Source organism: Mariniflexile fucanivorans (assembly GCF_004341235.1).
Classification (GTDB): Bacteria; Bacteroidota; Bacteroidia; order Flavobacteriales; family Flavobacteriaceae; genus Mariniflexile; species Mariniflexile fucanivorans.
This window is the reverse complement of record NZ_SLUP01000009.1, coordinates 80707-92818: the sequence shown is the minus strand read 5'-3', so window position 1 is coordinate 92818 and position 12112 is coordinate 80707. Positions and strand designations below refer to the sequence as shown.

8 protein-coding genes are annotated in these 12112 nt (G+C 33.8%); 3 read left to right on the top strand and 5 right to left on the bottom strand.

What is annotated here, in order from left to right:
• Positions 1-85: 85 nt before the first annotated feature.
• Positions 86-838: a UDP-2,3-diacylglucosamine diphosphatase gene (locus tag EV196_RS16960; protein WP_132218974.1), complete on the top strand. Its 753-nt coding sequence runs from the start codon at positions 86-88 to the stop codon at positions 836-838.
• On the opposite strand, the gene EV196_RS16955 is transcribed toward EV196_RS16960, so the two are convergent.
• From EV196_RS16955 to EV196_RS16945, 3 genes are all read right to left on the bottom strand, one after another.
• Entirely contained in the window at positions 835-2100 is a 1266-nt protein-coding gene (locus tag EV196_RS16955) for an MFS transporter (protein WP_132218973.1), read from the bottom strand. The two genes, EV196_RS16960 and EV196_RS16955, sit on opposite strands and share 4 nt — an antisense overlap.
• A gap of 147 nt (positions 2101-2247) precedes the next feature.
• On the bottom strand, positions 2248-3939 hold the full coding sequence (recJ, locus tag EV196_RS16950) for a single-stranded-DNA-specific exonuclease RecJ (RefSeq protein WP_132218972.1): 1692 nt from the start codon (positions 3937-3939) through the stop codon (positions 2248-2250).
• A 47-nt stretch (positions 3940-3986) separates the two neighbouring features.
• Entirely contained in the window at positions 3987-4409 is a 423-nt protein-coding gene (locus EV196_RS16945; protein ID WP_132218971.1) for an OsmC family protein, read from the bottom strand.
• Between the two features lie 416 nt (positions 4410-4825).
• On the opposite strand from EV196_RS16945, the gene EV196_RS16940 reads away from it, so the two are divergent.
• Together EV196_RS16940 and EV196_RS16935 are read left to right on the top strand one after the other, a co-directional pair.
• Positions 4826-8017: a SusC/RagA family TonB-linked outer membrane protein gene (locus EV196_RS16940; RefSeq protein ID WP_132218970.1), complete on the top strand. Its 3192-nt coding sequence runs from the start codon at positions 4826-4828 to the stop codon at positions 8015-8017.
• Between the two features lie 11 nt (positions 8018-8028).
• Positions 8029-9528 (top strand): SusD/RagB family nutrient-binding outer membrane lipoprotein, encoded by a 1500-nt coding sequence (locus EV196_RS16935; RefSeq protein WP_132218969.1) that lies wholly within the window; start codon positions 8029-8031, stop codon positions 9526-9528.
• Between the two features lie 71 nt (positions 9529-9599).
• Here the strand turns inward: EV196_RS16935 and EV196_RS16930 are convergent, their stop codons facing one another.
• A complete protein-coding gene (locus EV196_RS16930; RefSeq protein ID WP_132218968.1) occupies positions 9600-10637 on the bottom strand; it encodes an aminotransferase class I/II-fold pyridoxal phosphate-dependent enzyme in 1038 nt (345 codons plus the stop codon).
• Between the two features lie 6 nt (positions 10638-10643).
• Positions 10644-11654, bottom strand: a complete 1011-nt coding sequence (locus EV196_RS16925) for a dipeptide epimerase (RefSeq protein ID WP_132218967.1) — start codon at positions 11652-11654, stop codon at positions 10644-10646.
• Positions 11655-12112: the final 458 nt, after the last annotated feature.

Genomic DNA, 12112 nt, shown 5'->3' with positions numbered 1-12112 from the left:
CTTCAGTTACTAACCACACATTGACCATGCGTAGTATTAAAACAAATTTTTACGCATTAGGAGCTAAATTATCTATATTTACCGCATGAATATTCCAGAAGGAAAAAAAATATATTTTGCTTCCGATAACCATCTCGGAGCGCCAACTGCCGAAGCTTCACGCCCACGTGAGCAAAAATTTGTTGCTTGGCTTGATGCTATTAAGCACGATGCCGCAGCTATATTTTTGGTAGGCGATTTAATCGACTTTTGGTTTGAATATAAAACTGTGGTTCCTAAGGGTTTTACACGAACTCTAGGTAAACTTGCTGAAATTACCGATTCTGGAATTCCTGTTTACTTTTTTGTTGGTAACCATGATTTATGGATGAATGGCTATTTTCAAGAAGAATTAAACATTCCTGTTTATCACAACCCCAAAGAATTCACCTTTAATGGCAAAACCTTTTTTATTGGTCATGGCGATGGTTTAGGCCCATACGATAAAGGTTATAAAGGCATGAAAAAGGTATTTACCAACCCCGTATTTAAATGGCTATTTAAATGGTTACATCCAGATATAGGTATTAAAATAGCACAATACCTATCAGTAAAAAACAAATTAATTTCGGGTGATGAAGATGCCAAATTTTTAGGTGAAGACAAGGAATGGTTGGTGCAATTTTCCAAAGAAAAACTAAACGAAAAACATTACGATTATTTTGTGTTTGGTCACCGCCATTTACCTTTAGAAATTCAATTAAATGAAAATTCAAAATACGTTAATTTGGGCGATTGGATAAATTATTATACCTATGGCGTTTTTGATGGTGAGAACATGGAACTTAAAAAACTCTAATCTTTATTATGTTCCTCCAAATCTTTCGTTAAATCTAATTTTCTAAACGAAGGCGATACAATTCCTGTAGTAATAACAGTAATCAACGTCATAGTACCTCCAAAAACCACGGCAGTTACCGTTCCCATAAGCTTAGCAGTTACACCACTTTCAAAAGCACCCAACTCGTTTGAAGACCCCACAAACATGGAGTTTACTGACGATACACGCCCACGCATATGGTCGGGTGTTTTAATTTGTAAAATAGTTTGACGAATAACCATAGAAACACCATCAGTCACACCACTAAAAAATAACGCCAACACCGACACCCAGAATATTGAAGACAACCCAAAAACAATAATACTAAGACCAAAACCAAAAATGGCGGCTAACAATTTCATACCCGCATTTTTACTAATTGGTATATATGCAGTAATTAACATCGTTAAAAAAGCACCAACCGCAGGAGCAGCCCGTAATACGCCAAAACCTTCGCTACCCACTTTTAAAATATCCTGGGCAAAAATGGGTAGAAGCGCAATAGCACCACCAAATAATACCGCGACCATATCTAAAGTCATGGCGCCTAAAATGGCTTTTGTTTTAAATACAAACCGCACACCTTCTTTTAAACTTTCTATAACAGGTTCGCCTATTTTAGGGTTTAAAATTGGTTTGCGTTTTATCTGCAATAAAATAAGAAAGGATAAAACGACCAATCCGAAAATAATACAAAGTGACCAATGCACACCTATCCAGCCAATAAAAAATCCGCCAAATGCGGGTCCTAAAACTGAGGCCATTTGCCATGTAGAACTATTCCAAGTTGCAGCATTAGGGTACACTTTTTTAGGCACTATTAATGCCACTAACGAGAATATGGTAGGACCAAAAAAAGATCGTAAAAAGCCTCCAAAAAACACCAAGGCATAAATACTATACAAAATGGTTTGGGTAGACCAATCGGAAACAATTATGGGCCATGTTAATAAAAACAAGCCAAAACTTATGATTGAAAAAGCAGCGATACAAAGTGCCAAAAGATTTCGTTTTTCCTTTTGATCAACAATATGCCCTGCAAATAAAGCCATGGTAAATGCCGGAATAATTTCCATAAGCCCTATAACACCTAGCGATAATGGATCTTTGGTTAAGCTATAAACTTCCCATTCTATTACAATAAATTGCATAGACCAACCAAAAACAAGCACAAAACGAACTAATAGAAAAATGTTGAATTCTTTAAAACGTAATGCTGCGTAGGGATCGGTTTTTGCCATAGTAACTTCCTGTGAAAACAGGAATTCTTTTATTTTAATTAATATCTACAAGTTTTAAAAAGCCTTGCATAATTTAAATATTGAGGTTTAGATTTCTTCACAAATTTAAAATAATGCTGATTACTATTTTAAATTTTAAGCTAAATATTATCCCTTTATATCTCGAAGTTTAAGCTGAAGTGATACATTGCCTTGCCATTCATTTTCATCTATAGAATAAACGGCTTTAAAGGTTTTTTTATTAGAAATTAAATCGAATTTATCGCCCATACCAAAACCGATGCATACCAAACTTTGAGATTTTGGCTGTGCAACTGTTATTCTTAAATGGGTTTTATCTTCACCAACGCATTTTCCGTAGCCTGTATCGATCAAATTATCGGTCATAAAAACAGGCGTCATATTGTTGGGGCCAAACGGAGCAAATTGTTTTAAGATTCTGTAAAATTTAGGGGTGATGTTTTCTAAATCTATTTTTACATCAATCTTAATTTCGGGTGTTAAAAGATTTCTATCAATTGTTTTAGAAACCACAGCTTCAAAAGCTTGTTTAAAAGCTTCATAATTTTCTTCTAAAAGCGTTAAACCCGCAGCGTATTTATGCCCTCCAAATTGTTCAATATGTTCTGCACACGCTTCCAAGGCATTGTAAACATCAAAACCTTTAACCGAGCGCGCCGAAGCCGCTAACTTTTCGCCACTTTTCGTGAATACCAAAGTTGGCCTGTAATAAGTTTCGGTTAACCTAGAAGCTACAATACCAATAACGCCTTTATGCCATTCCGGATGGTAAACAACAGTAGTAAGACGGTTTTGTTCGTTTTGGGTTTCAATTTGTTGAAGCGCTTCTTCTGTGATAAGCTTATCGGTTTCCCGTCTGTCCAAATTGTAATCGTTAATTTCTGAAGCGTATTTGGCAGCTAAAACAGCATCTTCCTCCGTTAATAACCTTACTGCAAAATTGCCATGCTCCATGCGTCCAGCAGCATTAATACGGGGTGCTACAACAAAAACCACATCGGTAATGGTTAACTCTGTTTTTTCAATTTGATTAAGGATTGCTTTAATACCTGGTCTAGGATTGGTATTAATAACCTGCAACCCAAAATATGCTAAAATTCTATTTTCTCCATCTATTGGCACAATATCTGCACCAATAGCAGTTGCTACCAAATCTAAATAATCTATTAAATCTTCGGCAGTTTCACCATCTTTTTGTGCGAGAGCCTGAATTAATTTAAAGCCAACACCACAACCACATAACTCTTTATACGGGTAGTTGCAATCTTCTCTTTTTGGATCTAAAACGGCAACCGCATTTGGGATAGCATCGGCAGTTCTGTGATGGTCGCAAATAATAAAATCAATTCCGATTTCCTTTGCATATGCTACTTTATCAACCGATTTTATACCACAATCTAAGGCTATAATGAGTGTGAAATTATTTTCTAAAGCGAAATTGATGCCTTTATGTGAAATACCATAACCCTCATCATACCTATTTGGAATGTAGGTGTAAACCAAATTATATTTTGATTTTAAATAGGATGCCATTAATGCCACGGAAGTTGTTCCGTCTACATCATAATCGCCATAAACCAAAATATTTTCTTTATCTGCCATGGCTTTTTCTATTCTAGCCACCGCTTTATCCATATCTTTCATTAAATACGGATCGTGTAAATCGTTTAAACTTGGCCTAAAAAACGCTTTGGCTTCTTCATACGTTTCAATACCGCGTTGTAACAATAGTGTTGCCACCACAGCATCTACTTGAAGTGCTTTTTGAAGAGCCTCAATTTTTTCAGATTCTGGTTTGGGTTTTAGGGTCCAACGCATCTATTTAGTTCAAAAGTTGAAAGTTAAAAAGTTCTTTAAGTGAAACTTTAATTTTTGTGAAAATGGGTTTCTATAGTCAATTCTGCAAACTGACGGAACATTTCCATAACACCACAATATTTTTCAACCGATAAATCGACTGCTTTTTGTAGTTTCTTTTCGTTTAAATTATCACCATAAAAATAAAAATGCATCGCTACTTTATCATAAAATTTAGGATGCTCCTCGGTAAGGTTTGCTTCAATCTCTATTTTAAAATCGGCAACCTCCAATTTCATTTTTTTAATAAGCGACGCTACATCCAACCCCGAACAACCCGCTAAAGCCGATAGCATTAATGCTTTGGGGCGGTAGCCTTCTCCATTGCCATCATTTTCTGGTCCTGCATCAATAAACAAGTTAAGCCCCGATGGGTTGGTACTCTCAAATTTCATGTTGCCTAACCAAGTAGTTGTAATAAGATTTGTCATTTTTTATAAACTATTTTAATGCTTTTAAACGCCAAAAATACATATTAATTTTACAAAAAAAGCATTCATGGTAAATTGTTGAGCACTTATGTAAAAAACACAATTAATAAGCTAAAGTGCTGAAAATGTTACATTAAAATGCTTTTTTAATTAATAATAAAATTATAAAACATATTTAAGCCTTCAAATTAAAATATGCAGAAAAGGCTTGAAATTTCATTATGAAATAAAACGGACTTTATTTAAAAAACAAAAAGCTTTTAGCATAATTTAAATTAAAATAGAATTACATAAAAAATACCAAAAACAAAGTATTTCAACTTATATTTCAATAAAAAGACTAAAACATTAAAAATAAATCATGAAAATTGAAAAAAAGAGTATATTTGATAAACTAACAATCTAATTCTCTTCATATGAAAAAAAAAACTAATCTCTTTTTTCTTGTTTTTTTTACAGCAACATGCAGTGTTATGTTTTCTCAAAACATAATTATAAGTGGTACTGTTACCGATGCTTCTAGCATGCCCTTACCAGGGGTTAATATTCAAGTTAAAAACTCTAAAAGTGGAACATCAACAGATTTTGATGGGAATTATAAAATTTCTGCAAAAAAAAAAGATATTTTAATTTTTTCTTTTTTGGGTTTCAACACTAAAGAAGTTGTTGTAAATGGCGCTTCGTTAAATATAAGTTTAAAAGAAAATACCGAATCGCTTGATGAAGTTGTAATAACATCGTTCGGTATAAAACGAAGCGAGAAAGAACTTGGTTATTCTGCCTCTACCATTAAATCGGAAGATATTAATATTATAGGAAAAACAAATGCTATTTCGTCATTACAAGGAAGCGTAGCTGGCTTACAAATTTCTAAAACTTCAGGATCGGTAGGTTCTGGGTTTAATATTAACATTCGGGGATTATCGTCAATGAATCCTTCCGTAAGCAGCCAACCTTTAATTGTTGTTGATGGTATTGCTATTAACAACGACAACTTTGTACCTAACTTAACAGGTAATAGTGAAAATACATTTGTATCTAGTAGCGAAAAATATTCGGCCACATCAAAATCAAACGACTTAAATCCAGAAGATATAGAATCGTACACCATATTAAAAGGTGTTGCAGCAACAGCCCTTTATGGTATTAGAGCTGCGAATGGTGCTGTAATTATTACTACCAAAAAAGGAAAAGCGGGTAAAGCTTCTATCAATATTTCAAGCTCTATTTCAACTAGTAATGTAAAACAGACACCTGAGTTACAAACCGTATTTAGAGAAGGTCGCTATGGTAGGCCTAACAGTTTATATACGCCAGATACTGCCACTGGATATACCGTAACAGGTATAGGTAGTGTTAATGGTCCATACTCATGGGGTGTAAGATACACAGATGATAGCTTTACTTATAACGGAACAACCGTAGATTTAACAAATGATAAATTTTACGATCCTTTTGATGAAACCTTTAGAACGGGCATTGATAAAAATGTGAATTTTAATATCTCTGGAGCTTCTGATAAGTTTACTTACTTTGCTTCTGTTTCTGATACTAAAGAAGATGGTACCATACCAGGAACCGACTATAGTAAAACCACCTTTAGATTAAATTCTGGTTTTCAAGCCACAGATACTTTTAAAATAGATGCGTCTATAAGTTATTCAAATTCAGACTCACGAAAACCAACAGGTGGTGATAAATCTATCATGAGTGCTTTGGGATATTGGACAGGTAGTTTTCCAATTTCAGATTATTTAAATCCAGATGGCACCAGAAGAAATCCGTATCCAGGATTTATAGATAACCCATTATATAATGCTGAATTTAGCTCACTTACTGAAGATTCTAATCGATGGATAGGAAACTCCAACCTTACTTGGATACCTAAAAGTTGGGTGACCGTTAACTATTCTGCTCAAATTGATAATTATAGTTCTATTTATAATCGATTTGTAGCACCCGATTTAGATGAAGGTTCTGGTGAGAATGGCTTTATTATAAATCAAAATATTGATTATACTGGATTAGAATCTAATTTTTTAATCAATTTTACTCACAAATTATCAGAGAACATAGGTACATCATTACTTTTAGGCAATCAAGTTTCTGATAAAAAATGGATCTCCAATAGACAATATGGTGAAGATTTAATATTTCCACGTGTCGAGCATATAAGTAATACACAAACTGGTTTTACAGTTTCTAATACTGTAACTACATTACGCGAAATAGGCGTATTTGGTGAATTAAAATTTGACTTTTACAATAAACTATTTTTAACTTTTACTGGTCGTAATGATTGGATATCTACGCTACCATTAAAAAACAACTCGGTATTCTACCCAACTGCGAGTTTAGCTTATGATGTGCACAGTTTGTTTTCAAAAAATAGCGATGTATTCTCATTTGGTAAGTTAAGATTGGCTTACGCCGAAGGGGGAAACGGAACCGTTTTTGGTGTAAGTAGTTCGCCTTATTTCTCAGCAGCAAGTAATTTCCCTTGGAGCGGTGTTGGTGGGTATGAATTAAGTGATGTGTCCAGCGACGAAAACTTATTACCAGAAAGAACAAAGGGTATAGAACTTGGTGCCGATCTTCGATTTATTAACAACCGTATCCGTTTAGATTATGCCTATTATAATAACAAAGTGGTTGATGCTATTTTCCCCGTAAACACACCTCCTACTTCTGGATTTACTTCTTATTATAGAAATGCAGGAACCTACACCACTTTTGGGCATGAATTTTTATTGAGTGGTGACATCATTAAAACAAAAGATTTCACTTATACTATTGATTATACCTATACCACCTATGATGGTGAAATTACTGATTTACCAGACGATGTACCCTATATTGATTTCATAACCCCAGACCCAGATCCTACTGGAGCCAATTTATATCTTCAACCAAGAGAAGGGGATCGTGTTGGCGATATCTATGGGTATCTTTCTAACAGAACAGAAGATGGTCAACTCATTCTTGGATCCAATGGATTGCCTACAACAGATTTTGAAAATAAAGTAATTGTTGGAAATTCTACACCCGATTTTATCATGGGCTTTAGTAACACCTTAAAATGGAAAGGATTTAACCTAAACTTCTTGTTTGAATGGAAAAAGGGTGGTGATAAATATTCATGGACAAGTTATATTAATAACAGAATGGGTAGCTCTCAATACACCATGCAATTTAGAGAAACTGACACCTATGTTTTTGATGGTGTGATGGCAGATGCTGCTAATCCGGGAAACTATGTTACAAACACAACCGTGGTAGATACCTCTCCAACCTCAACAGCCTTATACAATCTATTTAATACAACGGCTTATTGGAGAAGAAACGCCGAGGTATTGCTTCAAGATGCTTCATGGGTTAAGCTAAGAAATATTGGTCTTTCCTATACTTTAAATGGTAATCTTATTAGCAAATCCATTGATAACATAACACTAAGTGCTAATGCTAATAATATTTTAATTTGGACACCTTTTGATGGCTATGACCCTGAAGGAAGCGATTACAGTGCTGGAAGCAACGTTGATGCATTTACTGGTAGAAGTGTGCCATTAGCCGAATCTTATTCATTTAGTGTATCATTTAAATTTTAAACTGAAAAAACATGAAAAAACATATAATACAATTAATACTAGTAGTTTCTACGTTTTTTATTGCTGTTGGTTGTGATGATTACTTAGATGTAAACACGCCTTCTGGAGTTCAAGATGAATCCGATTTAGAAGCTAAAGATATTATGGCTCCCATAATGAGAAATACCGTAACAGCTAATTACTATGCCGCCATAACGTTTGGTAACTATGTTCAATATTTTGGAAGTTATGGTTTTGGCGCAAGTGGTTTTACTACAAACGCAACTACATGGAACGTAATTTATACCGATATTTTACCTAACATTAAAAGCTTAAAAGCTAAAACTGCTGTAACGGGAGCCCTTCACTATGAAGCTGTAGCTAAAATTCTTGAGGCTATTAACATGAGTTTTGCAGTAGAATGTTGGGGAGATGTTACTTATTCTCAAGCTACAGAGCCAACTTTATATCAATATCCTATGTTAGATGATGGCGAAACTGTTTACAACCAAACATTCGATCTTTTAAATGAAGCCATAGCAACATTGGAAGCCCCAGACCCTTCTGGTATATTTTTAGGTAGTGAAGACATTATTTATGGAGGTGGCACAGAAGGATATGCCAAATGGTTGCGAGCAGCTTACACGTATAAAGCCAGAATGCAATTAAAAATGATGAAAAATGGTGGCACAACCGCTTCAGATGTTTTAGCATCTATTAACAAAGGATTCACCTCTAACGATGATGATTTTCAGCTAGATTACCCTGATGATAAAACAAATCCTTATTATTCAACAAACATTGTTCAACGAAGCACTTCCAATATTTTCAATGCGGTTAATGACCAGTTGATAAGTTTAATGAACGGCTCTCAATATCCATTTAATGGCACTATTACTGAGGATCCTCGTCTTACGGCTATGTTTGTAAAAGAAACTGCTGTAGGCGTAGCATCTCCTTCAACAGACCCATGGAGAGGATTTTTAAATGGTGGCACAGGGCTTTCATCTGATGGACAACCTGCAAATGTATATTACAAAGATGGAGGTTTTCATACATCAAGCACGTCTCCTTTAATACTTATAACTTATGCGGAAGCTATGTTTATAAAAGCTGAAGCAGAGTTTTTAGCAAATGGTGGCACAACTACAAGTACTGGAACAACTGCTAGTGGTTATAGCGCTTACCTCGCAGGTATTCAAGCAAACATGACTAAATTAGATGTTAGTGGTGTTGCATATTTAGCAGATACGGCAGTAAATGTGGGTCAATCCAACTTACAGTTAAACCAAATTATGAAAGAAAAATACATTGCGAATATTCATAATACAGAAACGTTTAGTGATTTCCGAAGATATAATTTTTCATCAAATGTGTTTAAGGGGTTAGCATTAAGAATTCAACAACCAGAAGATGAATATTTAGGACAATGGTTTGTAAGAGCCGTTTATCCAACTTCTGAAACCAACTCGAATACCAATATTCCTTATGATGAAACCTCTTGCGTGACCAACATTTGGTTATTTGAATAATTATAAATTAAATTCAAAAAAAGAGAGGCTATTTAAAATTTAAATAGCCTCTCTTTTTTATTCTATTCAGGTTAATACGATTTTGAGACTTTTAACAAGGCTTGTTTTAAAGAATATAAATCAGCCTCAGTATGGTTTGCAGTTATAACAATTCTACTCATCACTTTTTTATAGGTTGGATATTTAAAATTTGTAATGACCATGTTTTTCGTTAGTAAAAAATTAGATATTTCTTCATTAATACAATAAATAACAGGATAGTTTTTATGGAATTTAAAGTCAGAATTCAAATTTAAGCCATCAAATAAAAATGCTAAATTGCTTTTTAATTTTTTCTGTTGAATTTTAATAATTTCTTGAGAACCTAGAAACGCTTCCAAATAAGCAGGATTGATACTTGAAGACGATACAAAATTTGGTTCTTCTTTTAAGCCATCAATAAAATCTTCATCAGCTGCAATAATACCTCCTGAAATCCCTAAGGCTTTTCCTAAAGAAGACACTATTATTTTTTTAAACAGTTTTTCATTTGAAATCGTACTAAAAACAGTTTCAAAATAATTTCCAAAAATGCCTAAGCTATGCGACTCATCAACAACTAAAATAATTTTTTTATGTGATGAAATATCATTTAAAAAATTAAAACTAGTTGGCATTACTTCCAAACCTAAAAAAGCATCAACAGTTATAACTATGGTTTCAAAAGTATTAGTTAGTAAGTTTGGATGTAATTTACCATCTACAAAAACAGGTTTACTGTTTGGGTGCAATATGGCTGGATGCGTTTTAGGATAATGATAAAAACCATTTATGTTTTTAGATAAATAATCCAAAACCAATTTACCCGCTAAAGTTCCTGAAGAACAAGTAACAGCGGCATCGGCGCCAATTAATTTGGCAAAAAGATGTTCAGCTTTATTAAAAACAGCAAGTTTTATATTGGCATTTCTAGAACTTCCATAGGCTGTACCCCATTTTTTTATTCCTGAAATGACATTATTTTGAAATGCTTCGTTTGATGACAACCCCAAATAGGAAGTGCCACCAAAGTACAAAAACGGTTTTCCGTTTATTATAATTTCTCTATCTGGAACCCCATCAATAACCATAAAAACCTAAATTAATGCAACACCAGTTCCGTTTAAATTACTGTAGTATGTCACCCCATTTTTTATGGTAACGCCTGTGGCTATATCTTTGTCTAAAAGTAACGCACCATCCATATCTACATAATCTAAAAGCGGTAATAAATGGGCTATTGCTGAAATACCAACCGACGATTCCGTCATACACCCAACCATGGTTTTCATTTGTAATTCTTTAGCATGCAACAGCATACGTTTTGCAGATGTTAATCCACCACATTTTACCAATTTCACATTAATACCATGAAAATGGTTGTAGCATTTGGCGACATCGGCTTCTACTTGGCAACTTTCATCGGCTATAACTGGCAATAGCGATTTTTGATAAACTTCCTTATGTGCGTCCCAATCATCGGCTTTAAGTGGTTGCTCTAAAAACTCAACCCCCAATTGCTTTAAGGCTATAGAATTTTTGATGGTTTCATCAACCGTCCATCCACAATTGGCATCAATTCTAAAAATAGCGTTTGTGTGTTTTCGTAACTCGGTAACAATTTTAATATCTTCTTTTGTCCCTAATTTAATTTTATAAATAGGCCAGGGCACCTCTTTCATTTTAGAAACCATTTTATCAATAGTATCTATACCAATCGTGTAATCTGTTAATGGATTGTTTGAAACGTTATAGTTCCAAAGTTCGTAAAGCTTTTTTCCTTGTTTTCGGGCGTATAAATCGTTGTAAGCCAAATCTAAAGCACATAACGCAAACATGTTTTGCTTTAAATGTGGGTACATAAGTTTCCAAAACTCTTCGGGTGTTATAGTGTTTGTTGTTTCAATTATTGGCTTTAATGCTGTTAATGCTTCCATCATATTTTCAACAGTAATGTGATAATACGGGTTAGAAGTTGCCTCACCAAAACCTGAAAAATCGCCCTCTTTTAATTCAACAATTAATGTGGGTTGTACGTTATAAGACTCTCTAGAAATTGAAAATGTATGCTTTAACTTTAAATTGAATGACCTTAAAATAACTTCCATAAAAACCTTTGTATGATTGATGAAAGTTAATGAAATTATAGGAGTTGGTGTTTAATATTATTATGATTTTTGCTAAATTATGAGTGTTATTAAGTTTCATATTGTTTTCTTTAAAACTCTCTAAACCAATGTAAGCGCTCATGCAAAAATATTTAGACACTTTTTAGGAGGTAAAACCAACGAAAACACTGGGATTCTGAAGGGTTAATAAATTCAAAAATTAATTTAAATATTAAAAATCAACACATTACATAATAACATAGTTGTCCTTTTAAAATATAAGCTTCTGTTATAGTTTTGATTCAAACAAAATAATAATGGAAACATATTTAATAATCGGCGCATCATTTAGTTTCATAATTGGTATATGCAAAGTTTTAAGGCTAGGAATGTTAATTAGGTTATGGCAACACAAAAAACTTCATCCTAATGCAACTTTGAAAGACATAGAAAATTTT